The following is a 24,915-nucleotide window of genomic DNA, read 5'->3' as shown; positions in this document are numbered from 1 at the left end:
GCAATGATGTGATAGAAGCGCACTTAAGTCAAAGCTCGATCGATGGCATGTTTGCGTTGCGTGATCGGGCCGGGCAATCTTCTCCGTCCCGACCGTTCGCTTCGAGCCCCCTTTTGCCGGATCCCCACATGTCTCCTTCCGCTCCTTCCACCGCGCTTATCATCGGCGCCTCTCGCGGTCTCGGCCTGGCGCTGGCCGAGGAATATCTCAAGCGCGGCTGGCGCGTCGTCGCCACCGTCCGCGGGCACGACCAGACGCCCTTGCACGCCCTTGCCGCGCGCAGCGAAGGCAGGCTGGAGATCGAAACCGTCGATATCGTCGACCCCGATCAGGTAACGGCACTTCGTCAACGTCTCGGGCCGCGAAGCTTCGACCTTTTGTTCGTCAATGCCGGCGTCGCCAACGGCCCCGGTGAAACCATCAGCAAAACCAGTACCAACGAATTCGTCCGTGTCATGGTGACCAATACGCTCGGTCCAATGCGGATGATCGAGGCGTTCGAAAGCCTCGTTCCGGCCTCCGGCACCATCGGTGTGATGTCGTCGGGCCTCGGCAGCGTCGCCGACAACGAAAACGGCGGCTGGGAAGTCTACCGCGCCAGCAAGGCAGGCCTGAACACGCTGATGCGATCCTTTGCGGCCCGGCACGCCGACGATCCACGTGCGCTGGTCATCATGTCCCCGGGCTGGGTGCGCACCGACATGGGCGGTGCCAACGCCGCGCTGGGTATTGAAGACAGCATTCCGCGCGTGGTGGACACCATTTCCAGCTACTCCGGCAAGGCCGGCCTTCGTTATCTCGATTACCTTGGGCGCACGGTTCGCTGGTGAACGTCACAGCCGCTTGCCCAAAAACAAGGACACCATCATGGACAATCTGACCACGCAGGGCATCAGTCTGCCACGCCTCGGCCTCGGGACCTTCCGCCTGCAGGGCGACGCCTGTCGCACAGCGGTCGAAAGCGCACTGTCGCTGGGATATCGCCACATCGACACCGCCACGATGTACGGCAACGAAGAGGCTGTCGGCGCCGCCATCGCGGCATCCGGGATCGCCCGGGCCGACCTGCATGTCACGACAAAGGTCTGGCACGATCAGCTGGCGCCGGACGCGATCCGCCGCGCCTGCGATGTAAGCCTCGACAAGTTGCGGCTCGATCGCGTCGACCTCTATCTGGTGCACTGGCCCTCGCCCACGATGAATCTCGGCGCGGTGTTCGACAGCCTGGTGAAGCTCAAGGAAGAGGGCTGCACGCGCGCCATCGGCGTCTGCAATTTCACCCTGCCGTTGCTGCGTGAAAGCATCGAGACCATCGGGGCGCCGATCGCCTGCAACCAGATCGAATATCATGTGCTGCTGGAGCAGACGCCGATCCACACTTATCTGGCCGGCAAAGCGATCCCGATCGTCGCCTATGCGCCGCTGGCGCAGGGCCGGCTCGCCGAGCATCCGCAACTGACTGCGATCGCCAAAAAACACGACGCAAGTCCGGCACAGGTCGCGCTGAAATGGCTGCTCGATCAGGATGGCGTTGCCGCCATTCCCAAGGCGGGACGTCCGGCAAGCCAGCAAAGCAATCTCGATGCCCTAAAACTCAGGCTGGACGACGACGACCGGCGCGTGATCGCCGCGTTGCCGAAAAACCAGCGCTTCGTTAATCCGGGCTTCGCGCCGGCCTGGGACAAGGCCACCGCATGATCGCGATCTAACCCCGACGCGGCGACATCAGCCGCGTCATCTTCCAACCCCACGAGGACGTCTTCACATGTTTGCCGTTACTGGAACCACCGGCCAGGTCGGGGGCGCGGTCGCGCGCGCCCTGCTGGCAGCCAAATTGATGGTCCGCGCCGTGGTGCGCGACAACGCCAAAGGCGCGCCATGGGCCGCGCGCGGCTGCGACATCGCCATCGCCGAACTCACCGATGTCGCAGCCATGACGGCGGCATTCAATGGCATGGAGGCCGTCTTCATCCTGATGCCGTCCAACTTCGATCCCGAACCGGGCTTCCCCGACTCCGTCAAGATCGACGCCGCTGTCCACGCCGCCCTCACCGCGGCGCAGCCCCGCAAAGTGGTGTGCCTGTCCACCATTGGCGCCCAGGCCACGCAACCCAATCTGCTCAACAGGCTCGGCCTGATGGAGCGGACACTCGGCACCGTGCCGATGCCAGTCGCCTTCCTGCGTGCGGGGTGGTTCATGGAAAATTCGAAGTGGGATGTCGCGCCGGCGCGCGACAACGGCGTGCTGCAGAGTTTCCTGCAGCCGCTCGATAAGCCGGTGCCGATGGTTGCGACCACTGACGTGGGCGGGGTGGCCGCCGAGATGCTTCAGGAGGACTGGACCGGACGCAAGGTGGTTGAACTCGAAGGGCCACGTCGCATCACCCCCAACGAGATCGCGGCAAGTTTTACAAAGGTGCTGGAAAAGCCGATCCGGATCGAGACGGTGGCGCGCGACAGCTGGGAGGGACTGTTCAGAGCACAGGGCATGACACACCCGACACCGCGGATGCGCATGCTCGACGGCTTCAACGCAGGCTGGATCGAATTCGAGACCCCGAGCGAGACGCGCAAAGGCGAGACCGACTTCGAAACGGTGCTGCGTCAGTTGATCTAGAGTTGAGGTTCGATCAATGTAATCCGTCATCCTGAGGTGCGCGCTCTTGCGCGCCTCGAAGGATGAACGGCCACAGAATCACTGCTCGGGCCGTCGCCCTTCGAGCGCCATGCTGCGCATGGCCACCTCAGGATGACGGAATATGGCCTAATCTCAACTCATCAATCTAGCTTGGCGGGAGCCCTGCCGATCAATCGCCGCTCCCGGCCACGGGTTCGGCGGTGCCGCCGGCGAAATTGCGATAGATGAATCGGTTGGCGTCCGCCGCCGATTCGGTTTCCGCCAGCTTGAAGATCTGCTCATGCATCGGTGACAGCGTGCAGGCAGGATCGGTATTGCCGGCGCTGCCGGTCAATGCGAACGCCTGGCAGCGGCAGCCGCCGAAGTCCACTTCCCTGAATTCGCAGCTCTTGCACGGCTCCGGCATCCAGCCGGTGCCGCGATAACGATTGAACGCCTCGGAATTCTGCCAGATCCAGGCAATCGACCGATTGCTGCGCACGGATTCGAACTCGAGCCCGGTGATGGATTCGGCGGCGTGGCACGGCAGGATCTTGCCGGCCGGCGAGATGTTGAAAAACTGCCGCCCCCAGCCGCCCATGCATTTCTTCGGGCGCAGCGCGTAATAGTCCGGCACCACATAATCGATGGCGAGAATGCCCTTCAACCGAACTTCGGCGTCCTCGACGATGCGGCTGGTCTCTTCGATCTGCTCCAGTGTCGGCATCAAGGCAGCGCGGTTCTTCAGCGCCCAGCCGTAATATTGCACATTGGCGACCTCGAGCCGGTCGGCACCGGCCTCGACTGCCATCTCGATGATATCAGACAATTGATACAGGTTCTGGCGATGCATTACCGCATTGACGGTCAGCGGCAGATCGAGTTCGCGCGACCAGCGGGCGACCTCGATCTTCTTGGCGTGACCATTCTTGAAGCCGCCGACGCGGTCGGCCACCACCGGCTCGCTGCCCTGGAAACTGATCTGGATATGGCAGAGGCCGGCATCGACCAGCGCCTTCAGCCTGTCACGGGTGAGCAGCACCGCAGAAGTGATCAGATTGGAATAAAGACCGACGTCGCTGGCGTGCTGGATCAGTTCGACCAGATCCTTGCGCGCGGTCGGCTCACCGCCGGAAAAATGAATCTGCAGCACGCCGATCTCGGCCAGCTCGCTCAGAACCTTCTTCCACTCCGCCGTGGTCAGCTCGCTGCCGGAGCGGTCGAGCTCGACCGGATTCGAACAATACGGGCATTGCAGCGGGCAGCGATGGGTCAACTCCGCCAGCACCGCCAGCGGAATGCCGAAGGTCTGCGCGGTCGAGGCACCGGACTCCATGATGGCCAGCGCGTCCGTCGGATCGGACCTGACGTCCGACCTCGCGTCGCTTACCACCACAGGATCCGGCGATACCGGCGTCACGACGGCGTCTCCTTCGCTTCGATCAGAAAGCCTTTTTCCGCGAGGTCGGCCAGCATCGCGATCACGTCGGTGGTAATCGCCGCGCGGTCCGCCGCGTACTTGGCCGCGAGAACGTCGACCACCTGAGACACGTTCCGTTCGCCATCGCACAGCTGCAGGACTTCGACGGCGGTTTCGTCCGGAACCAGCACCCGCTCCGGCGCAAGGATCACCCACAGCTGCCGCGTTTCGTCGAACCGCAGCTTGGCGTGGCGCGGCAGCACCGGCCGGCTCGCCTCGGTCACGATCATACGCTGGCGGACGGCCATCAGCTCGCCTCCGGAACAAACGCGCCGGGCGGAATGTGGCCGCTGACATAGGCGTGATAGAGCGCATCGAGCTGCACCCACAACACGTTGGTCTTGAAGATCAGCGCGTTGCAGACCGCTTCGCGCTCCGCCGGCGTGGTGGCGTGCTCCCTGACGTACTTCAGGGCGAAATTGGCATCGCGCGGCGCCTGCTCCAGGCGGCGCTTGAAGTAGCTCATGATCTCGGGATTGACGAAATCATAGTGCGCCAGCATGCCCGAAATCCGCTCCTCATGCAGGTTCGGAGCAAACAGTTCGGTCAGTGACGATGCGATCGCCTCGAGCGGCGTGCGGTCGCGCACGAAATGGACATAGGCATCCACCGCAAAACGCGTTGCCGGCAGGATGCCTTCGGCGGATTCGACATAGGCCGAATCCAGCCCCAGGCCCTCCGTCAGCTTGAGCCAGCGTTCGATGCCGCCTTCGCTGCCGACATTGCCGTCGTGGTCTTCGATCCGGTGGCGCCATTCCATGCGGATGTCGCGGTCGCGGAAGCGCGAGATCACCACCGCGTCCTTGATGGGAATGGTGCTTTGATAATAGTAGCGGTTGAGCGCCCAGGCCTGCACCTGCCCCTTGTTGAGCTTGCCGCCGTGCAGCAGCCCGTGGAACGGATGCAGGTTGTGATAACGCGTGGCGCCGATCTCGCGCAGCCGCAACTCAAGCTCGTCGGCAGAGCGCAACGAGACGCCGGGATTGATCGCAAAAGCCGTCGCCACGCTCACAGCACGATCTCCATTCCGTCGTGGGCGAATTCCCAGCCTGCCTGTGTCGCCGTCTCACGCTCCGGCGCATTCGGCATCAGCGCGGGATTCGAGTTGTTGACATGCAGAAAGACCTTGCGGCCGATCCCAAGACCGGCCAGCGCGTCAATCGCTCCGTCCTGACCCGACATCGCGATGTGTCCCATGCTTCTTCCTGTTTTTGCGCTCAAGCCGAGCGAGATCATTTCATCGTCGCGCCACAGCGTGCCATCAAAGAACACCAGCGAAACACCGGCAAGACGTTGCGCCAGTTCGTCGGTTACCCTCGCGCAGGCCGCGATAAAATAAAAGGACTTTCCATCCTGCTTGCTGCTGATGCGCAATCCCAGCGTATCGCCGTCGCCATCCTCGCCAGCCGGATGCGATGTGCCATCCAGATACCACGCGCTCTTGCCGGGCACGACGAACGGCAGAATTTCAAGACCCGATGGCGCACCGCCCGGCAGGCTCAACTCGACCGGGGCGTCGACGGCGATCGGCACACGCGCGACCAGCTTTTCATTCAACACATTGAAGATGCTGTTGGAGCGCAGAATCGCCAGCACCCGGTCATGGGCATAGAGCGTGAACGGCGATCCCTCGCGCAGCGACAGCAGGCCGGCAACCGCATCGACCTCGCCATTGGTCAGCACCACACCTGCGACGGGGCTGTGACGCAGACGGCCCGCATGCGGATGAAGCCGCGGTGTCGCGACCAGTTGCTGGCGCAAATCCGGCGCGGCATTGATCAGGAACCAATTGATATCGTCCACGCTGACGGCGATCGATGTCTGCGTGCTTTGGAGAGCCGGATGATCGCCGCGCGCCGCGCGGCACACCGGACAACCGCAATTCCATTGCGGAATTCCGCCTCCCGCCGCAGCTCCGAGAACGATCACACGAAGCATGAAATTGATCTGGCAGCGGGGGTCTCGACACGTTGCGGCCCGGCGGACGGCAACCCAAAAAACTGAAAGAGGTGACGCCAGCCCCAGCGGGACCGACTTCCACCTCTCCAGAAGATCTTATTGTTGGACGTGATTACTTCCGGACCGCGCAAGCATACATATTGATCTCGAGGCCCACGGGCACTTCGACGATTTTTGGTGTTTTCCAGGCCATTATGAAGTCTCCTTGAGTCCCTTAGGGAGGAACGGCGCTACCGCCGCTTCGCTAGCATATAATAAACATCCCGCCGGTGGAAAGTTCAGGGACGGCGAAAGAGATATATATTCTGGACGGTTGCAGTGCAGCAGGACCTGGGATTGTTCCGGTTTTAGGCTTCTCCTCCGCCGCTTTCGCACCGCGGCAGTGCACAATCTTCACATCATGTTGAAGGCAGCAATCCCGCGCGTTGAGGCTGCACCAATTGATCCAGGCCAGGAAAATTCATCGCTGTTTGCGGACAATGATTCTCGCACTGCATCACGTTTCTGTTTGAGCATGATTTTTTCGGAAAACCGGTTTCCGCTTTTCCGGATCATGCTTTAGTGAGCAGCCGATAAATTGCGATTGCATCCCCTCAATGAAATATTAGAGAGTGGAACCGCGGACGCTGGCTGGCGATTTGCGATCAAAGCAACCGTTTGAATGCGACGTCCGAGAGGGAGAACTTCATGACATCTTATTTGACTGCTTCCCGCAGCCTGTTGCTGGCAGGAGCTGTTTTCAGCTTGCTGACGCTGAACGCGAATGCGCAACAGCCGGCAGCCCCCGCGGCTGCGCCTGCTGCCACAGCACCTGCACTTCCGCCGGGATCGCCGCTGATCGGCCGGCCGGACAATGCTGCCGCCGCTAAACTCGCGCCGGTTGCGGCGCCACCGATTCCATCGGCGGCCGACAAGCTGCCGACCGCGAAACTGAAACTGCCGCCCGGCTTCAATGTCGAAGTCTATGCATCCGGAATGGCCAATGCCCGCTCGATGCGCGAAGGCGACAAAGGCACCGTGTTCGTCGGCAGCCGCCTCGTCGACAAGGTCTATGCCATCCGCAACAAGGACGGCAAACGCGAGGTCAAGACCCTCGCGTCGGGCCTTTATCGTCCCAACGGCCTCGCCTACCATAACGGCGTGCTGTACATCGCCGAACTGTCGAAGATCTCCAAGATCGACAAGGTCGAGGACGTCCTCGACAATCCGCCGAAGCCGACGCTGGTCTATGACGACCTGCCGAAGGACGAGGCCCATGGCTGGAAGTTCATCGGCATCGGACCGGACAACAAGCTGTACGTCCCGGTCGGCCAGCCCGGCAACAACGTGCTGCACGACAAGGACCACGGCCAGATCCGCCGCATGAATTTGGACGGCACCGGCGTCGAGCTCTACGCCGTCGGCGTGCGCAACACCGTCGGCTTCGACTGGAACCCGGTGAACAAGCAGCTCTACTTCACCGACAACGGCCGCGACTGGATGTCCGAAGACGTGCCGGAGGACGAGCTCAATCGCGTGACCAAGGCCGGCCAGGATTTCGGCGCGCCCTATTGCTACCAGGGCAATATCGTCGACCCGGAATTTGGCTGGGGCCGTTCCTGCAGCGAATTCGTGGCGCCGGTCACCCTGATGGGACCGCACTCCGCCGCACTCGGCATGCGCTTCTACACCGGCGACATGTTCCCGAAGGCCTACAAGAACGCGATCTTCGTGGCGCGTCACGGCTCCTGGAACAAGACCAAAAAGGTCGGCGGTGACATCGAGGTGGTGAAGCTGAACAAGGACGGCACCGTGAAATCGGTTGAACCGTTCCTGACCGGCTTCATCGAGAACAACAACTATCTGGGACGCCCAGTCGACGTGCTGCAGTTGAAGGACGGCTCGCTGCTGGTGTCCGACGACTGGAACGGCGCCGTATATCGCATCACCTACGGCAAGCCGAAGGTCGCGGCCCGCTGAACACCGACAGCACTGGAGCCGGTTTTCCGGCTCCGGTGCTCTTCCCCATTGAACAACCTAGAATCGGTTTGCTGAATGCGCGTCACATCTGCCCTGCTCGCCCTGCTGCTGCTGACTTGTGCCGCCAAAGCCGAAACCGTCGAAGAGCGGACCGCGACCTGCCTCGCCTGCCATGGCGAGAAGGGACAATCGGCCACCGACAACACACCATCGCTCGGTGCCCAGCAGCCCGCCTATGTGCTGATCCAGCTCTACATGTTCCGCGAGAAGCTGCGGACGTTCGACGTCATGAACGAGATGGCGAAGGACCTTACCGACGACGACCTGCGGACGTTCTCAGACCTGATCGGCAAGCTGCCGAAACCTGCGCCGCCGACCGATGCGCCTGACGCAGCGCGGATGCAGCGCGCCGAGACGCTAGTGCAGCAGAACCGCTGCAACTCCTGCCACGGCCTCGACTTCGCGGGACGCGACAACATCCCCCGCATCGCCAACCAGCGCGAAGATTATCTCGCCAAGACCATGCTGGAGTACAAGAGCAACACCCGCCATGGCTATGACGCGACCATGGCCGACGTGCTGCAGCCGGTCACCGAAACCCAGATCGCCGATCTCGCCTATTACCTTGCGCGCGTGCGCTGAGCGGCGCGAGCCTGGCGACGCCTGATATAGTCAGATGCCCAGAAACTTGTGCCGGATGGTCTCGTCGGCCAGCAGCGCGGCATTGTCGCCGCTCCAGATCACTTCGCCTTTCTCGATGGCGTAATGATGATCGGCAAACTCGGTGAGCGCGTCGACCTCCTTGTCGATCACCATCATCGATAGCCCCTGCGCCTTGAGCACCTTCAGTCGCGCCCAGATTTCCTCGCGGATCACCGGGGCCAGCCCCTCGGTCGCCTCATCCAGCACCAGCAGGCTGGGATTGGTCATCAGTGCCCGACCGATGGCCAGCATCTGCTGCTCGCCACCGGAGAGTTGCGCCCCACCGTTCGACAGCCGCGCGCCGAGCCGCGGGAAGAACTCGATCACCTTGTCCATGGTCCAGGGATCGGCTGCCGCCAGCGGGTTGGCCTGTGCCATCAGCAGGTTCTCGCGTACGGTCAGGTTGGCAAAGATGTGCCGGCCCTCCGGGACCAGGCCAAGGCCAAGCCGCACGATACGATGCGGCGGCAGGCGATTGATCGGCTCGCCGGCCAGCGTGATGGTCCCGCCGGTCGCGGGCAAGAGTCCGGAGAGTGTCCGCACCGTGGTGGTTTTGCCCATGCCGTTGCGGCCGAGCAGCGTCACCACCTGCCCGCGCGCGATGGACAACGAGACCCCGAACAGCACCTGGCTCTGTCCATAAGCTGCACTGAGGTTGCGGATATCCAGCATCGGTGCGCTCACTACTGCCCGAGATAGGCGGCCCGCACCGCCGGATCGGCGCGCACGGCTGCGGGATCGCCGCTGGCGATGGCCTGGCCGGAGACCAGCACGGTGACACGATCGGCCAGCGCGAACACCGCATTCATGTCGTGCTCGACCAGCAGGATCGAATAGCGCCGCTTCAGGTCATTGAGCAGGCCCGTCATCCGCGCACTGTCCTCGCGCCCCATGCCGGCCATCGGCTCGTCCAACAGCAGCAGGCGCGGCTGCATGGCCAGCGCCATCGCAAGCTCGAGCTGGCGGCGCTCGCCATGGGAGACGTCGCCGGCTCGCCGTTCCGGAAACGGAAGACCGACCACGTCGAGAGCTTCGCGCGCCGGCCCGGTCAGCTCCGGATCGCGGTGTGCATTGCGCCAGAAGCGGAAGCTGTGGCCGCAGCGGGCCTGGATCGCGACGGCCACGTTGCCGAGCAGCGAGAACTCCGGAAACACCGAGGTGATCTGGAACGAGCGGGCCAGTCCCATCCGCGCGCGGCGATGCGCCGGCTCCCGCGTAATCTCTCGGCCGGCAAACCGAATGGTGCCACCGTCGGGCGTCAGATCACCCTGCAATTGCGAGATCAGCGAGGTCTTGCCGGCGCCGTTCGGGCCGATGAGGGCCAGCGTCTCGCCCGGCCACACATCCAGGTCCAGATAATTGGTGGCGATCAGGCCACCGAACCGTTTGACCAGGCCCTTCACCTGCAACAGGGGCTCGCTCATCACCGCCCCTCCTGCCCGGCCGCCAGCCGAAACAGATCCGTCAGCCCGCCGCGCAGCGACACAACCACGGCGATGATGAAGAGACCAAACACCAGCTGCCAGTGCACCGACCAGCCCGACAGCACGATCTCCAGCACCAGAAAAGCTGCTGCGCCAATCACCGGCCCCCAGACCAGGGCCATGCCGCCGAGCACGCACATCACGACGAGATCGCCCGAGCGCACCCAGGACATCTCCGACGGGCTGATGAACTGCTGTCCCGACGCGAGCAGCGCACCGGCGAGGCCTGCAATCGCTCCAGACAGCGCGAACGCCGCGAGCTTGTAGCGCAAGGGCGCAATGCCGAGCGCCGTCAGCCGACGCTCGTTCTGGGCGGCGGCACGCAGCACCACGCCGAAGCGGCTGTCAATCAGGCGCTGCAACAGAACCAGGACAATGGCGAGCACGGTGACGCAGCCGTAGTAGAACGGCACACGCGACGTCGCCGCGTGCCCGAACAGCGTGAGATCGGCGTTGATCTGCAATCCATCCTCGCCACCGTACTGCTGCAGGGCAATGAAGAAATAAAACAGCATCTGGTTGAAGGCGAGCGTGATCATGATGAAGTACGAGCCGCTGGTGCGCAGCGAGATCACGCCCATGGCCGCGGCCGCTCCACCCGACACCAGCATGGCCAGCGGCAGCAGAATCGCCAGCTCACCCGTTCCCGGCAAAAGTCCCAGAAAGGCGTCGCCGTTCTCGGCGTGGAACGCCAGGATACCGACCACGTAACCACCGATCCCGAACAGGCCGGCATGCAGCAGGCTGACAAGGCCGCCGAAGCCAAGCACAAGATTGAGCGCCACCGCCGCGATCGAAAACACCACGATCCGGGTGGCGATCTTGATCAGGAAGGGATTGCCGAGCAGAGAGGCAGCGACCGGCAGCAGCGCCAGCAGCAGGATCAAGGCCGCAATCGCCGCCATATCCGCGAATGGGCGGCGGGGCGCCGTGGGGATGGCCGCGCTGACGAATTGCTCAGTCATTGAAGTCTCAGCCATGGACCGGAAACAATCCGCGTGGCCGCCATGCCAGGATGGCGGCCATCATCATGAAGATCATCATGCTGCCGAGCGCTGGCGGCAGCAGCACACGCCCGAAGGTGTCGACCACGCCGATCAGAATAGCGGCGATGAATGCGCCCTTGATCGAACCGATGCCACCGATCACCGTCACCACCAGCGCCAGGATCAGCACCGGCTCGCCCATGCCGACTTGCACGGCGCTGATCGGCCCCGCCATGATACCGGCCAACCCGGCCAGCGCCGCGCCCGCTGCGAACACCAGCGAAAAGATCAGTTCGACATTCACCCCCATGGCCGAGGCGATGTCGCGGTTGCTGGCGCCTGCGCGAACCCACATGCCGATCCGCGTGTGCGCGACGATGACATACAACGCCACCGCAACCGCGATGCCGACACCAAGAATGGCGAGCCGGAAACTGGGATAGACCACGCCGGGCAACAGCGTCACCGACCCGGACAGCATCTGCGGCAATGGCATCGGCACCGGAACGGGCCCCCAGATCATCCTGACGATTTCATTGAGCACCATGATCAGGCCGAACGTCACCAGCACCTGGTCGAGATGGCCGCGGTGATAGAACCGCCGCAGCACCGCGGCCTCCAGCAAGGCCGCGGCCAGCGCGGTGGCCGGCACCGCGATCAGCAGCGCCAACACGAAGCTGCCGGTGCGCGCCAGCAGCGCCGCCGCCAGAAACGCGCCGATCATGAACAGCGAGCCGTGGGTCAGGTTGATCATGTTCATGATGCCGAACACCAGCGTCAGCCCGGCGGCCATCAGGAACAGCTGGACGCCGAGCTGCAGGCCGTTGAGCGACTGCTCGATGAACAGTGCTGCACCCATCACATCCTCCGGATGGCCGTGTTTCAGGGCTCAGTTCGCGACCTCAGTTCGCGGCCTTCATGACGCACTCCCCGACATAAGAGTCGGCCTGTTCCGCCTTGATCAGCTCGAGCTTCTTCATCACCGGGCGCCCCTTGGCGTCCTTGACGATCTCGGCCAGATACGAATCCTGGATCGGATGGTGGTTGCTGTTGAACTTGAAGTTGCCGCGCACCGAGTCGAACTTCACAGTCTCCAGCGCTTTCTGGAATGCCGCCTTGTCCTCGATCTTGCCGCCGATGGATTGCAGCGCGGCATCGAGCATGCGGGCGCCGTCATAGGCATTGGCGGCGTAAGGCGACGGGATCCGGCCATAGGCCGCCTCGAAATCGGCGGCGAATTTCCGGCTGGCGGGTTTGTCGAAATCCTCGCTCCAGAACGTCGACACGAACGCACCGACCGCCGCATCGCCCATGCCCGGCAGGACGGTCTGGTCCATCGAGAATGACGGCCCGTATAGTTTGATCTGATCCTTGAGACCGGCCTGGGCATACTGCTTGACGAAGTTGATCCCCATGCCGCCGGGATAGAAGAAGAACACCGCATCGGGCTTCACCGAGCGCAGCTGCGCGATCTCGGCGGCGTAGTCGAGCTGGCCGAACGCGGTGTAGACTTCGCCGGCGATCTCGCCCTTGAAGGTCCGCTTGAAGCCGGCCAGGAAATCCTTGCCGGCCGGATAATTCGGCGCCATCAGATAGGCGCGCTTCAGGCCATTTTCACGGAGATAAATCCCCATCGCCTCCGGCAATGTGTCGTTCTGGAAGGAGGCGTTGAAGTAGCGGGGATGGCAGAGCTTGCCGGCGTATTGCGAGGGACCGGCATTGATGCTGAACACGAACGCGCCGGCCTCCAGTACAGGCTTCGCCACCGCCAGCATCACATTGGAAAAATTGATGCCGGTGATGATCTGGACCCGATCGCTTTCGATCATCTTGTCGGCGAGCTGCCGGCCGACATCGGGCTTGGTCTGATCGTCGCCCTGGATCAATTCGACCGGACGGCCACCGAGCTTGTCGCCGACGCTTTTCAGGCCGAGCTTGAAGCCGTCGAGCAGCTCCTGCCCGAGCTGTCCGGACGGGCCCGAGAAAGTGGAGATGAAGCCGATCTTGATCGGCTCCTGGGCGAAAGTGGACGTCGCCGACAGCATCAAGGCTGCAGCGGCGAGCGAAATCGTCTTCATGGTATCCCTCCCTGTGCGGAGCCGTTGAGGCTCTCGTTGTGTGGTGTTCAGTCGAAAACGTGCCGTCTGGTCAGGCGGCGTGCGAGCGCTTGCCCGCCGGCTGACCGATGGTGATGTCGATGCCGCTAAGACCGTCGATGCCGCCGGTGACCTTGTCGCCGGCCACAATGGCGCCGACGCCGGCCGGCGTTCCCGTCATGATCAGGTCGCCGGGCTTGAGCACCATCGAACGCGACAGGATGGAAATGATATCCGGCACCGGCCAGATCAGCTCGGTGAGGTCGGCGTCCTGTTTGACGGTGCCATTGACCGCGAGCCAGATCCGTCCCTTGGCGAGGTGCTGTCCATTCGGCACCCGGTGCAGCGGCGCGATCGGCGCCGACTGGTCGAACGCCTTGCCCCAATCCCAGGGACGGCCCTTGTCGCGCGCCTCGAACTGCAGGTCGCGGCGCGTGAGATCGATGCCGACGCCATAGCCGAACACGAGGTCAAGCGCCGCCTCACGGCTGACGTCAAACCCCTCGCGACCGATCGCCACGATCAGCTCGATCTCATAATGCAGATTGCTGGTTTCCGGCGGATACGGAATGGTGGCCCCGCTGTCGACCACGGCATCCGCCGGCTTGGTGAAAAAGAACGGCGGCTCGCGATCCGGATCCTTGCCCATCTCGCGCGCGTGGGCGGCGTAGTTGCGGCCGACACAGAAGACGCGCCGGACCGGGAAACGGCCCTGCTCGCCAGCCATGGCAACGGTTGGTGTGGCGGGTGGAGAAAGTACGTAGTCGATCATATGAATCCTCAGGCGTTGCCGCGGCTTTCGCGGAACAGATCAAGCTTCTGCTGCACCGGCCGGTCGGAGAAGCTGAACAACACGGCTTCCTCGTCAGCCTCGTGGGTGACCCAGTGCCAGCTCGGCACCACGAAAATGTCGCGCGGCCCCCATTCGAAGGTGTGGCCGCCGACCCGCGAGCGTCCCCGCCCCTCGATCGGCGCGAACACGGTGGCGTCGGTCGAGCGATAGCGCGTGGTGGAAAAGCCTTTCGGCAGCAGCTGGATGAAAGTGCCGATGGTCGGCATCGCGAATTCACCGCTGACCGGGTTGGTGTAACGCAGCTTCAGGCCGTGGCAGACGTCCCACTCGCTCTGCTTCTTGGCGGTTTCCAGTGCTTCACGGGTGTGGGCATAGGGATAGTTGAACACTGGCGAAGTCTGCGACGTCCGCTTGTGGTCGACCGGCAGCAGGTTGTGGCCATAACGGGCCAGGCTGTCGCCGGCCGCGCGGGTGATCGGCTGCTGGTCCTCCTCGAGGCCTTCCGCGAACGAAGCATCGAAGAACTGCACCAGGGGAATGTCGAGGCCATCGAGCCAGAACATCGGCTCGGACGCTTCATTGCCGTGATCATGCCAGGTCATCGACGGCGTGATCACGAAATCACCGGGCTCCATATAGGTGCGCTCGCCATCCACGGCCGTGTGTGCGCCCTTGCCTTCCAGGATGAACCGCAGCGCCGACTGGCTGTGACGGTGGGCCGGGGCGACTTCACCCGGCATCACCATCTGCACGCCGGCATAAAGCGACGTCGTGACCTTGGACTGTCCGCGCAAGCCCGGATTTTCCAGTACCAGCACCCGCCGTTCGGCTTCCTTGGCGGTGATCAGCTTGCCCGCTTCCACCATGTAGGCGCGGATCGCATCGAAATTCCACAGATGCGGCCGGCACGGAGACTTCGGCTGCGGCGTGATCAGGTCCCCCATCACGTTCCACAACGCCGACAGATTCTCGCCGTCGATCCTGCGATAGAACGCGTCGCGCTCAGGTGTCTGTTGAATGGGATGATCCACGATCAGCCTCCCGGGTTTCTTGTTGTGATTTATTGACAGCATACTGTTAGAATGCATACTGTCAATATTCGACAACAAGAAAAAATCTCCCGGGAGGTTTCGATTGAAATTGCACAGCGCCTCCTGCCCCATGGGAATCACGTTGAAGCCGACAGGTTTCAGCGCCGAACCATGGCTGCGTCATCACTGCAAAGGCTGTTGCAATGCGGAATAAAACCGATCCGATCTCGATGGACGACGTCTACACCAAGCCGGGATACCTGTTCCGGCGGATGCAGCAGATCGCCGTCTCCATCTTCATGGAAGAATGCAAGACGTTCGACCTCACCCCCGTGCAGTACGCAGCTTTGGTGGCGATCCGCGCCCATCCCGGCATCGATGCCACGCGGCTGTCGGCGGTGATCGCCTTCGATCGTTCGACACTCGGCAGCGTGATCGAGCGGCTGGAAACCAAGGAGCTGATCCAGCGCAAGCCCGACGCCGAGGACAAGCGCGTCAAGCTGCTCCACCTCACCAAGGGCGGCGCGGCGCTGCTGCAGGAGGTGATGGTCTCGGTCGACAGCGCCCAGGCGCGCATGCTCCAGCCGTTGAAGCCCGCCGATCGCAAGACGCTGCTGGCGCTGCTGATCCAGCTCGTCGACCTCAACAATGAAGCCTCCAGGGTGCCGTTGCGCGCGGAAGACGCCGTCGAGCATCTGAAGAAATCGACCTGACGGAGACAACCGTGAGCATTCAAGCCAGTCCACATCCCGTGCTGATCGCAGGCGGCGGCATCGGCGGCCTTGCCACCGCGCTCGGCCTCGCCCGCAAAGGCATCCGCAGCATCGTGCTGGAAAAGGCCGCTGCACTGGGCGAGATCGGCGCCGGCATCCAGCTCGGACCAAACGCATTCCACGCCTTCGATTATCTCGGTGTTGGCGAGGCCGCCCGCGGCATGGCCGTCTATGTCGACCAACTCCGGCTGATGGACGCGCTGACTGCCGAAGAGATCACCCATATCGACCTGCGCGACGCCTTCCGCTCCCGCTTCCGCAATCCCTATGCGGTGGTGCATCGTGGCGACCTGCATGGCGTGTTCCTCAGGGAATGCCAGGCCCACGACCTGATCGAACTTCGCGTCCGCAGCGAGGTGACCGGCTATAACCAGGACGGTTCATCCGTGACCGCCCGCCTCACCTCCGGTGGCACCGTCACCGGATCGCTGTTGGTCGGCGCCGATGGGCTGTGGTCGAACATCCGCAAGCAGGTGGTGGGAGATGGCCGTCCGCGCGTGTCCGGCCACACCACCTATCGCTCCGTGATCCCGACACAGGACATGCCGGAGGATCTGCGCTGGAACGCGGCGACACTATGGGCCGGCCCGAAATGTCATATCGTCCATTACCCGCTGTCGGGCTGGAAGGTATTCAACCTCGTGGTCACCTTCCACAATGATGCGCCGGAGCCGGTCGCCGGCCAGCCCGCTCCCCACAGCGAAGTGATGAAGGGATTTCATCACGTCCATGAGCGGGCTCAAAATATCATTCGCCATGGCAAGGATTGGAAACTCTGGGTGCTGTGCGACCGCGATCCGGTGGAAACCTGGATCGATGGCCGCGTCGCGCTGCTTGGCGATGCCGCCCACCCGATGATGCAGTATTTCGCGCAGGGCGCCTGCATGGCGATGGAGGACGCGGTATGTCTGTCGCATATGCTGGAGCAGCATCCGGACGACCAGGCCGCCGCGCTGGAAGCCTACCGCAAACAGCGCGTGGTACGCACGGCGCGGGTGCAGTTGCAGTCCCGCGCCATCGGCGAGCACATCTATCATCCGGCCGGCGCCCATGCCGCGGTTCGCAACGAGATCATGCGGGCCAAGACGTCGGAAGATTTTTACGACCATCTGGCCTGGCTTTATGGCGGCACCGGCCTCGCCGGCTAGCTGGCACCCGACGATACGACAAAAAATACTTGGGAGAGACGCCTTTGAAAAAGCTGCTGGCTGTGCTGCTTGCCCTCACGGTGACGGGCGGATTGGCCCATGCGCAATCCTGGCCCTCGCGGAACGTGAGAGTGATCGTGCCGTTCGCACCGGGCTCGACACCGGACAGCGTCGGCCGCATCGTCGCCGAACGATTCCAGGCGAAATTCGGCACGCCGTTCGTGGTCGAGAACAAGCCCGGCGCCAGCGGCAACACCGGCACGGACGCCGTCGCCAAAGCGGAGACCGACGGCACCACCATCGGCCTCTCCATTGTCGGGCCGCTGGTGCTCAACAAGCTGCTGTTCCAGTCGCTGCCCTATGATCCCGCCACAGATCTAGCCCCGATCACCATTGTCGCAAGCCAGCCCAGCATCCTCGTGGTCAGCAACAATCTCGGGGTGAAAACCTTTGCCGATTTCGCCGCCCTGCTGAAACGCGACGCAGCAAAGCTGAATTTCGGCTCGATCGGCTATGGCTCCCTCTCCCACCTGGCGATGGCTGCGATTGCCATGAAGAGCAATGCGCATCCCGAGCACATTCCCTACGCGGGATCGCCGAACGTCGTCACCGCGCTGACCCGCAACGACGTGCAGATGGCGGTGCTGCCCGCAGCCGCCGTGGTCGAGCAGGCCAAGGCCGGCATGCTGACCATGCTGGCGGTGACCAGCCCGAAACGCTCCGCGCTGCTGCCGGAGCTGCCCACACTGCGCGAGAACGGCATCGAGGGCGTCGAGGCCGATGCCTGGATCGGTCTCATCGCGCCGGCCAAACTATCGCCGGCTATCCAGGATAAGATCCGGGACACGGTTGCGGAGATCGCGGCGGATCCGGCGATACGGGAAAAACTCGCGCTGCTGTACATGGAACCGGTGGCGAACTCGACCGAGGCGTTTCGCGCGGTGATGAAGGAAGAGCTGGATCGCTGGGAGCCGGTGATCAGGACCAACAATATCCGCATCAGCCAGTAAGGACACGACATGACGCAGTCGGCGGAGCTCTATGACGTCATTGTGGTTGGCGGCGGCAGCGCCGGGGTCGGCGCCGCCGTGGGTGCACGTCGCACCGGCGCCCGCACCCTGCTGATCGAAAGCGCCGGTTGCCTCGGCGGCGCATCGACCATGCGCAACGTGCTGACCTATTGCGGCCTCTACACCTTGGGCGAGCGTCCGCAGCAGGCAGTGTTCGGTGTCGCCGAAGACGTCGTGGCCAAACTGCGCCGGCTTGGCGGTATCACCACGCCAAAGCGTCATCGCGGCGTTTTTGTCGTGATCGATCCCGAGGCAACCAAGCGCGCCCTCGACGAGGTCTGCACCGAGGCCGATCTCGAGGTGGCGCTGCATGCCTTTGTCGGCAGCGCGCAACGCGAGGGCGACCGTATCACTTCCGTCACCTATTACGACCATGGCGGCGCCCATACGGTGCGCGGCAAGACCTTCATCGATGCCACCGGCGACTGCGACCTCGCAGCCTTCAGCGGCGCCAGCACGCGTTATGGCAACCATGGCGACGTCAATCTCGGCACGCTGGGCACGCGTTTTGGCGGCATCGCACCGGACGCACAGATCACGGCCGACGTGGTGCTCAACGCGGTCGAAAGCGCGCGCAGTCGCGGCGTCGGCCCGATTACCAAGGACCGCAGTGTGGTCAGCCGCCTGCCCGGTTCCGGCGATATCGTCTGTTATCTGGCGTCAGCCGATTACGACCCTCGCGACAACGCCAGCCTGTCGCGCGCCGAAATGTTCGGTCGCGAGCAAGCCTGGGTCTATCTGGAGATTCTTCGCACCATCCCCGGCTGCGAAAAGGCCTTTCTCGTCGCAACCGGCCCCGATTTCGGTACCCGGGAATCCCGTCACATCAATTCGGTGAGGCAATTGACCTGGCAGGAGGTCATCGACGATGTCCGGCAGCCCGACACCATCGCGCTCGGTGCCTGGGGCGTGGAATGGCATGACCGCACCACCTTCGTCAGCACCATGCATATGCCGCCGAACGGTGGCGCCTACGACATCCCGCTGCACTGCCTGATGAGTGTTGACACGCTCAACCTGTTCGCAGCGGGCCGTACCGCTGACGGCGACCGCAATGCCGGCGCCTCGATCCGGGTCATGGGAACGGCGTTCGCGACGGGACAGGCCGCGGGCGTGGCTGCCGCAGGGCTCGCCGGCAGCGGCACGGTCGACGTCTCAGCCGTACGCAAGAGGCTGATCGCCCAGGGCGCGTTGCTTGATCGCAACGCTCTGCCCGCGCCCGTTACGATCAGCTGAGGCTCCGGGTCAGGTCGCTGAACAGCTCGTCCACCGTAAAGCGCCGCGAGATCAGATCCTGCTGCGCGGCATAGTCAATGATCAGTTGCAGCGACGGCCGCATCGCCGCGATGCCGAACGGCGTGGCCTCCGGTTGCGACGGCGCTGCGAGCGCCTTGGACTGCTTCAGCAGCCGGTAGACCTCGCGGACGGCGTCCGGATCGCTGTCGTTCAGTGCCTCGCTGACAACCACAACGTGATTGATCGGCACCACACCATGCTTGGCGTACCAAGCCCTGGCCTCGGCCTCCGGATCGGCGAACAAAGGCTTCAGCCGGGGGTCGCTGGACACCTCTCCAACCACCGCATCGAGCTCGCCGTCGAGCAGCATCTGGATGATGTTCTTGCCCACGGGCGCTCGCTCAGTCGTATCCTCGTATTCAGCGACGTGCGGATCCTCGAAGGTGATCCACTTGATACGATCGAGGTCGACGCCGTAGTCGCCGGCCAGCATACCGCGCACCCATGCGCCGGTGGTGGTGGTGAACGAACGGATGCCGACGCGCTTGCCGGGAAGATCCGCCGGCGTCAGCGGTCCGCGCTCGGCGTGATAAAGCGCGTAGCTGTGCTGGAAGCGCCCCATCACGGTGGCCGGCAACAGCACCATCGGCTTGCCGTGATCCCTCGCCATCAGATAGGTGACGATGGCCATTTCCGAGACGTCGAACGCCTGCTCCCTGACCATCGGCTTGAAGCCCTTGTTGGTCGGCGAATAGGCAGCGAACTCCAGTGCGACGCGATCCGAGACTAGCTGGCCACTCTTGAGCGCAGCCGTCCCCGGATGATCGCCCAGCAACGTCCGCAATCGTTTGGGGTCAGACGTCATCCCCGCACTCCAAAGAATCCCATCATTGCATCTTGATGTTGGCGTCCTTCAGGATCGGCTCCCAACGCTCGGCCTCGGCACGCATATAGGCGTCGAATTCGGCGGGTGAACTGCCGACCGGCTCGGCGCCGAGGCTTTTCAGCCGTTCCACCACCGACGGCGTGCGCAGCGCCGCGATGAGGTCGCGGTTGAGACGATCGACGAGATCGGCCGGCATGCCCTTGGGGCCCAGGAATCCCCACCACACCGCGGCGTCGTAGCCGGGCACACCCTGTTCGGTGACCGTCGGTACATCAGGCAGAACACTCGAGCGAGTCTTGGTGGTCACCGCCAGCGCTCGCAGATTCTTGCCCTCGACCTGGCTCAGGATCTCCGCCAGTGGATTGATGGCCAGCGGCACGTCACCGGACAGCACCGCGGTCACCGCCGGCGCGCCGCCGCGATACGGCACCATGGTCATCTGCACCTTAGCCATGTGCTTGAGCAGTTCGCCGGCCAGATGCGCCGATGTTCCAATGCCTGACGTCGCGTAGGAAAACGCATCCGGCTTCTGCCGCATGTCGGCCAGGAGAGCACTGAGATCCCTGGTCGATGTCTTGCTGTCGACAACGACGGCCAGCGGCGAATAGCCCACCTCGGTGATCGGCGTGAAATCCTTGAAGGTGTCGTAGGGCAGCTTTGAATAGAAAAACTGGTTCAGGGGATGGCCGCTGGCCACCAGGATCAGGGTGTAACCGTCCGGCGCCGACTGCACCAATGCCTGGGAGGCAATGATGCCGCCGGCCCCCGGCCGGTTGTCGATCACCGGCTGCTGGCCCCAGGTCTTCGCCAGCACATCGCCCAGGGTTCGCGCGATGATGTCGACAGCACCGCCGGCGGCATAGGGCACCAGGATATGCACCGGGCGCGACGGAAAGGTCTCCGCCGATGCAAGACCGCCCCCCGTGAGGAGCAGCAGGATCGCGACTCCAGCCCGCAGACATCTGTTCATCACCACACCTTGCCCGTTACACGTCTTCCGGCTTGTCGACATAGACAAGGCCGGCCTTCTGCAGCGCTTCGCGCATGTTGTACATGTCGAGGCCGAGTTCGCCGGACGCGAGCCGCTTGCGCTTGCCGTCCTCGTCGGCATTGCGCTTGGCGGCCTTGGTCGCGACCTCGGCTGCCTGCGCCCGCGGGATCACCACCACACCATCGTCGTCGGCGACGACAACATCGCCGGGCGTGACCAGCGCACCGGCGCAGACCACCGGAACGTTGACTGCGCCGAGCGTCGCCTTCACCGTGCCTTTCGCCGAGACCGCCCGCGACCATACCGGGAAGCCGAGCCTGGTCAGCGCCTTGACGTCGCGGCACCCCGCATCGATCACCAGTCCCACCACCCCGCGCGCGATCAGCGAGGTAGCCAGCAGCTCGCCAAACATGCCGTCGGTGTTCTCGGTGGTGCAGCCGACCACCAGGATGTCGCCCTTGCGGCACTGTTCGACGGCGACATGCAGCATCCAGTTGTCGCCGGGCTGCGCCAGCACCGTCACGGCACTGCCGGCAACTTCCGCATCGGCCCAGATCGGCCGCATGTACGGCTTCATCAGCCCGAAACGGCCGAACGCCTCATGCGCCGTCGACACGCCGACACCGGCCAATGTCTGGATCGTCGCCTCGTCCGCGCGCGGAATGTTACGCACCACCACGGTCTTCATGCCAGTTCTCCCACCACGGACGGGAACAGCCGCTGATAGGCTTCGCCATAGGTCATCGGCGTGCCGGCGTTGCGACCACCTTGCACACCGCGATTGAGTGCAACACGGGTGTAGTACTCCCAAAGGTGTTTCTGCGCAGCCAGGACCTCGAAGGCCTTGCGCTTCAGGTCCCAGACCTCGTCGATGTTGAGGATGACCTGCGGCTTGAAATTGCACTGTTCGGGCTGGTGCGGCTCAAACAGGAACACCGGCGGCGCGGCATAGGTGTATTTCGCGCCGGGCTTGTGCCCCATCGCCTGCGCGACCACCCGGGTCTCCTGCGCGAAGTGCGCCGCGTTGGGATGGTCGAAATTATAGGGATCTTCCAGGGCATGGGTCAGCACGAACGACGGACTGGTCTCTCTGTAGATGTCGACCATCCGGTCGAAATGGGCTTCCTTGAGCCGCAGCGGATAATCGCCGGTGTCGAAGAACTCGATCTCCGCGCCGAGCACCGCGGCCGCCCGCTCCGCTTCGTCGCGCCGGCCCGCCTTGACCTTCTCAAGGGTGGCGCCGGCCTCCTTCCAGGCGAACTGGCTTTCGCCGCGTTCACCGAACGAGAGACAGACGATCTTGACGCGGTAGCCCTTCTTGACGTGGAGCGCGATCGCGCCGCCCGCCCGCCAGACGAAGTCGCCGGGATGCGCCGTGACCACGAGGCCGGTTTTTCCAGCAGCCATGATGTTTCCTTTCTTTACTCCCAGGCCGCTCGTGACGGCCAAACCATGATCCGATTACGCGGCAGGCACGGGCTTGCCGTCGAGCACCTGCCGCATCCGCGCCGTATCCAGTGCATTTTCCCACTTCGCGATCACGATGGTCGCGACCGCATTGCCGACCAGATTGGTCGGGGTCAGCGCCTGCGACATCAGCCGGTGCACGCCGAGCACCAGCGCCACACTGGCGACCGGGATGGTGCCGCCCGCAGCCAGTGTCGCCGCCAGCACCACGAAGGCCGCCCCTGCGATGCCGGCCGCCCCTTTCGAAGTAACGAGCAGGATCAGCAGCAGGCCGATCTGGTGGCTGAGATCGAAATGGGTGTTGGTGGCCTGCGCCAGGAACACCGACGCGGTCGCCAGATAAAGACAGGTGCCGTCAAGGTTGAAGGAATAGCCGGTCGGGATCACCAGACCGACCACGCTCTTCTCGCAGCCCAGCGCCTCCAGCTTGGTCAGCATCCGCGGCAGCACGGTTTCCGACGACGTGGTGGCGATGCAGACCAGCAGTTCTTCCCAGATGTAGCGAATCAGTTTCAGCAGGTTGAAGCCGCAGAAAGCGGCCACCGGGCCAAGCACCAGCGCGATGAAGATGATGCAGGTGACGTAGAAACCGCCGATCAGCTTGCCCAGCGACGACAGCGAGCCGACGCCGAACTTGCCGACGGTGAAGGCAATGGCGCCGAAGGCGCCCAGCGGCGCCGCCCACATCACGATCTTGACCAGGCCGAACACCATCTTGGCGCCGACGTCGATCACATCGGTCATCGGCTTGGCACGTTCACCGAGCCAGATCAGGGAGAAGCCGCACATTACTGACAGGAACAGCACCTGCAGGATGTGGCCTTCGGAGAAGGCCCCAACAAACGTGTTGGGAATGATGTTCATCAGGAACGGCACGAAGCCGACCGCCGAGGTCTGCTTGACATAGGGCTCAATGACACTGGCATTGATGGTCGCGGGATCGATGTTCATGCCGGCGCCGGGCTGCCAGAGATTGACGGCCACAAGCCCGATGATCAGCGCGAAGGTGGTGATGACTTCGAAATAGATGATCGCCTTGATCGCCACCCGCCCGACCCGCGCCATATCAGCCATGTGCGCGATGCCGTTGACCACGGTGCAGAAGATGATCGGCGCGATCAGCATGCGGATCGCCTTGATGAAGGCGTCGCCGAACGGCTGCATCTGCGTGGCGAAGGCGGGATGCGTGATGCCAAGTACGATTCCCAGCGCCATGGCGATCATGACCTGGGCCCAGAGCTCTTTCCACCAGGCCTTGCCGGCGCGTGGCGCAGCAGTCGTTTCCGTCATCGATAGGCTCACATCTCTCTCCCTGACATATTCGTTTTTGATTGATGTTTCAGAACTCGAACAGGCGCGCCGGATTGTCGACCAGGATCTGCTGCTGCAGCGCGGGCTCCGGCGCAAACAACGGAATCAGATCAACCAGGTCGCCGTCGTTCGGCATGGCCTTGACATTGGGGTGTGGCCAATCGGTGCCCCAGATCACCCGCTCCGGCGCGGTCTCGACGATCTTGCGCGCGAACGGCACCGCATCATGGAATGGCGGGCCGATCGAGGATACCCGCTCGCAGCCGCAGACCTTGACCCAGCATTTCTCGTCACGCTGCATCAGGTCGATCAACGTGCGGAACGGCAGTTGGTCGAGCCCATCGGATGCCTTCACCCGCCCCATGTGGTCGATGGTGTAGCGCACCGGCAGCTTCGCCAGCAGCTCGGCATATTCCGGCAAATCGATCGCGTCGAAGTGCAGGTCGACATGCCAGCCGAGCTCCGCGATCATGGCGACGATGCGATGAAACACGCCCATGTCGGGAACACCGCCGAGGTGCCGGACAAAGTTGAAGCGACAGCCGCGGAAGCCGCCCTCGTGCAGGTCGCGCAGGTCGCGCTCGGTGATGCTGCCGTCGATATTGGCCACCGCGCGGAACGTGCCGCCGCTTTCCGCAATGGCGTCGAGCGCGACGCGGTTATCGGTGCCGTGCACGCTGGCATTGACGATGACAGCACGGCCGATGCCGAGTTTCTTGTGCAGGGCGCGGAAGTCCTCCAGCGGCGCGTCGGGCGGCGTATAGGGCCTGCCCTCCGCATAGGGATATTTGGCATGCGGGCCGAAGATGTGGGTGTGGGCATCGCAGGCCAGGGCCGGCAACCGGAATTTGGGGGTACGCGTATCGGGATCGGGTCCGGGGATTGTCGGCTGCAGCATGCTCTGTCTCGTTCTGATGGTGTTCGAT

General features: G+C 63.4%; 27 protein-coding genes. 9 read left to right on the top strand and 18 right to left on the bottom strand.

The window, feature by feature from the left end:
- The first annotated feature begins 128 nt into the window (after positions 1-128).
- The 3 genes from RS897_RS28600 (at position 129) to RS897_RS28590 (ending at position 2,617) form a co-directional block, all read left to right on the top strand.
- Positions 129-830, top strand: a complete 702-nt coding sequence (locus RS897_RS28600; protein WP_315832061.1) for an SDR family NAD(P)-dependent oxidoreductase — start codon at positions 129-131, stop codon at positions 828-830.
- Positions 831-867: 37 nt separating this feature from the next.
- The gene (locus RS897_RS28595; protein ID WP_315832060.1) at positions 868-1,698 is read left to right on the top strand and encodes an aldo/keto reductase; all 831 of its coding nucleotides are present in this window, start codon (positions 868-870) and stop codon (positions 1,696-1,698) included.
- A 67-nt stretch (positions 1,699-1,765) separates the two neighbouring features.
- Positions 1,766-2,617: an NmrA family NAD(P)-binding protein gene (locus tag RS897_RS28590; protein ID WP_315832059.1), complete on the top strand. Its 852-nt coding sequence runs from the start codon at positions 1,766-1,768 to the stop codon at positions 2,615-2,617.
- A gap of 190 nt (positions 2,618-2,807) precedes the next feature.
- Here the strand turns inward: RS897_RS28590 and pqqE are convergent, their stop codons facing one another.
- The 5 genes from pqqE to pqqA all read right to left on the bottom strand — a co-directional run bounded on the left by pqqE (position 2,808) and on the right by pqqA (position 6,249).
- On the bottom strand, positions 2,808-3,953 hold the full coding sequence (gene pqqE, locus RS897_RS28585; protein ID WP_315838768.1) for a pyrroloquinoline quinone biosynthesis protein PqqE: 1,146 nt from the start codon (positions 3,951-3,953) through the stop codon (positions 2,808-2,810).
- A gap of 80 nt (positions 3,954-4,033) precedes the next feature.
- Positions 4,034-4,345: a pyrroloquinoline quinone biosynthesis peptide chaperone PqqD gene (pqqD, locus tag RS897_RS28580; protein WP_315832058.1), complete on the bottom strand. Its 312-nt coding sequence runs from the start codon at positions 4,343-4,345 to the stop codon at positions 4,034-4,036.
- Positions 4,345-5,109, bottom strand: coding sequence for a pyrroloquinoline-quinone synthase PqqC (pqqC, locus tag RS897_RS28575; RefSeq protein ID WP_315832057.1), 765 nt, complete (start codon positions 5,107-5,109; stop codon positions 4,345-4,347). Before pqqC ends, pqqD begins: the two co-directional genes overlap by 1 nt.
- Positions 5,106-6,035: a pyrroloquinoline quinone biosynthesis protein PqqB gene (pqqB, locus tag RS897_RS28570; protein WP_315832056.1), complete on the bottom strand. Its 930-nt coding sequence runs from the start codon at positions 6,033-6,035 to the stop codon at positions 5,106-5,108. The genes pqqC and pqqB overlap by 4 nt, the downstream gene beginning before the upstream one ends.
- A gap of 133 nt (positions 6,036-6,168) precedes the next feature.
- Positions 6,169-6,249 carry a pyrroloquinoline quinone precursor peptide PqqA gene (pqqA, locus tag RS897_RS28565; protein ID WP_315838767.1) on the bottom strand — a complete coding sequence of 27 codons (81 nt, stop codon included), beginning with the start codon at positions 6,247-6,249 and terminating at the stop codon, positions 6,169-6,171.
- A gap of 494 nt (positions 6,250-6,743) precedes the next feature.
- Here pqqA and RS897_RS28560 point away from each other — a divergent pair, with 494 nt between their 5' ends.
- Both RS897_RS28560 and RS897_RS28555 read left to right on the top strand, forming a co-directional pair.
- Positions 6,744-8,015, top strand: coding sequence for a PQQ-dependent sugar dehydrogenase (locus RS897_RS28560; protein WP_315832055.1), 1,272 nt, complete (start codon positions 6,744-6,746; stop codon positions 8,013-8,015).
- A 75-nt stretch (positions 8,016-8,090) separates the two neighbouring features.
- Positions 8,091-8,657 carry a c-type cytochrome gene (locus tag RS897_RS28555; RefSeq protein WP_315832054.1) on the top strand — a complete coding sequence of 189 codons (567 nt, stop codon included), beginning with the start codon at positions 8,091-8,093 and terminating at the stop codon, positions 8,655-8,657.
- 30 nt (positions 8,658-8,687) lie between these two features.
- Here the strand turns inward: RS897_RS28555 and RS897_RS28550 are convergent, their stop codons facing one another.
- From RS897_RS28550 to gtdA, 7 genes are all read right to left on the bottom strand, one after another.
- Positions 8,688-9,389, bottom strand: a complete 702-nt coding sequence (locus tag RS897_RS28550) for an ABC transporter ATP-binding protein (RefSeq protein ID WP_315832053.1) — start codon at positions 9,387-9,389, stop codon at positions 8,688-8,690.
- Between the two features lie 11 nt (positions 9,390-9,400).
- Positions 9,401-10,141 carry an ABC transporter ATP-binding protein gene (locus tag RS897_RS28545; protein WP_315832052.1) on the bottom strand — a complete coding sequence of 247 codons (741 nt, stop codon included), beginning with the start codon at positions 10,139-10,141 and terminating at the stop codon, positions 9,401-9,403.
- Positions 10,141-11,166, bottom strand: coding sequence for a branched-chain amino acid ABC transporter permease (locus RS897_RS28540; protein WP_315832051.1), 1,026 nt, complete (start codon positions 11,164-11,166; stop codon positions 10,141-10,143). Before RS897_RS28540 ends, RS897_RS28545 begins: the two co-directional genes overlap by 1 nt.
- Before the next feature lie 7 nt (positions 11,167-11,173).
- Complete coding sequence (locus RS897_RS28535; RefSeq protein ID WP_315832050.1) at positions 11,174-12,046, bottom strand: branched-chain amino acid ABC transporter permease; 873 nt, start codon at positions 12,044-12,046, stop codon at positions 11,174-11,176.
- Between the two features lie 43 nt (positions 12,047-12,089).
- Positions 12,090-13,265, bottom strand: a complete 1,176-nt coding sequence (locus RS897_RS28530) for an ABC transporter substrate-binding protein (protein ID WP_315832049.1) — start codon at positions 13,263-13,265, stop codon at positions 12,090-12,092.
- A gap of 70 nt (positions 13,266-13,335) precedes the next feature.
- The gene (locus RS897_RS28525) at positions 13,336-14,055 is read right to left on the bottom strand and encodes a fumarylacetoacetate hydrolase family protein (RefSeq protein ID WP_315832048.1); all 720 of its coding nucleotides are present in this window, start codon (positions 14,053-14,055) and stop codon (positions 13,336-13,338) included.
- Between the two features lie 8 nt (positions 14,056-14,063).
- Positions 14,064-15,107 carry a gentisate 1,2-dioxygenase gene (gtdA, locus tag RS897_RS28520; protein ID WP_315832047.1) on the bottom strand — a complete coding sequence of 348 codons (1,044 nt, stop codon included), beginning with the start codon at positions 15,105-15,107 and terminating at the stop codon, positions 14,064-14,066.
- Between the two features lie 203 nt (positions 15,108-15,310).
- Between gtdA and RS897_RS28515 the strand changes: the two genes are divergently transcribed.
- Genes RS897_RS28515 through RS897_RS28500 form a run of 4 tightly spaced genes read left to right on the top strand, consistent with a single transcriptional unit; the run spans position 15,311 to position 19,334 of the window.
- Positions 15,311-15,820: a MarR family winged helix-turn-helix transcriptional regulator gene (locus tag RS897_RS28515; protein WP_315832046.1), complete on the top strand. Its 510-nt coding sequence runs from the start codon at positions 15,311-15,313 to the stop codon at positions 15,818-15,820.
- Positions 15,821-15,831: 11 nt separating this feature from the next.
- A complete protein-coding gene (locus RS897_RS28510; RefSeq protein ID WP_315832045.1) occupies positions 15,832-17,028 on the top strand; it encodes a 3-hydroxybenzoate 6-monooxygenase in 1,197 nt (398 codons plus the stop codon).
- Between the two features lie 44 nt (positions 17,029-17,072).
- On the top strand, positions 17,073-18,038 hold the full coding sequence (locus tag RS897_RS28505) for a Bug family tripartite tricarboxylate transporter substrate binding protein (protein ID WP_315832044.1): 966 nt from the start codon (positions 17,073-17,075) through the stop codon (positions 18,036-18,038).
- Positions 18,039-18,047: 9 nt separating this feature from the next.
- Entirely contained in the window at positions 18,048-19,334 is a 1,287-nt protein-coding gene (locus RS897_RS28500) for an FAD-dependent oxidoreductase (protein ID WP_315832043.1), read from the top strand.
- On the opposite strand, the gene RS897_RS28495 is transcribed toward RS897_RS28500, so the two are convergent.
- From RS897_RS28495 to RS897_RS28470, 6 genes are read right to left on the bottom strand one after another with little or no spacing between them, the layout of a single operon-like run.
- Positions 19,327-20,199: a substrate-binding domain-containing protein gene (locus RS897_RS28495; protein WP_315832042.1), complete on the bottom strand. Its 873-nt coding sequence runs from the start codon at positions 20,197-20,199 to the stop codon at positions 19,327-19,329. The two genes, RS897_RS28500 and RS897_RS28495, sit on opposite strands and share 8 nt — an antisense overlap.
- Before the next feature lie 22 nt (positions 20,200-20,221).
- Positions 20,222-21,190, bottom strand: a complete 969-nt coding sequence (locus RS897_RS28490) for a Bug family tripartite tricarboxylate transporter substrate binding protein (RefSeq protein ID WP_315832041.1) — start codon at positions 21,188-21,190, stop codon at positions 20,222-20,224.
- 16 nt (positions 21,191-21,206) lie between these two features.
- On the bottom strand, positions 21,207-21,899 hold the full coding sequence (locus tag RS897_RS28485; protein WP_315832040.1) for a 4-carboxy-4-hydroxy-2-oxoadipate aldolase/oxaloacetate decarboxylase: 693 nt from the start codon (positions 21,897-21,899) through the stop codon (positions 21,207-21,209).
- The gene (locus RS897_RS28480; protein WP_315832039.1) at positions 21,896-22,618 is read right to left on the bottom strand and encodes a PIG-L deacetylase family protein; all 723 of its coding nucleotides are present in this window, start codon (positions 22,616-22,618) and stop codon (positions 21,896-21,898) included. The genes RS897_RS28485 and RS897_RS28480 overlap by 4 nt, the downstream gene beginning before the upstream one ends.
- Positions 22,619-22,672: 54 nt before the next feature.
- Positions 22,673-23,968: a C4-dicarboxylate transporter DctA gene (dctA, locus tag RS897_RS28475; protein ID WP_315832038.1), complete on the bottom strand. Its 1,296-nt coding sequence runs from the start codon at positions 23,966-23,968 to the stop codon at positions 22,673-22,675.
- 49 nt (positions 23,969-24,017) lie between these two features.
- Complete coding sequence (locus tag RS897_RS28470) at positions 24,018-24,887, bottom strand: amidohydrolase family protein (RefSeq protein WP_315832037.1); 870 nt, start codon at positions 24,885-24,887, stop codon at positions 24,018-24,020.
- Positions 24,888-24,915: the final 28 nt, after the last annotated feature.

This window comes from Bradyrhizobium prioriisuperbiae (genome assembly GCF_032397745.1).
GTDB classification, from domain to species: Bacteria; Pseudomonadota; Alphaproteobacteria; order Rhizobiales; family Xanthobacteraceae; genus Bradyrhizobium_A; species Bradyrhizobium_A prioriisuperbiae.
Note: the sequence above shows the minus strand (reverse complement) of the source record. Positions and strands in the feature narration are given on the sequence as shown.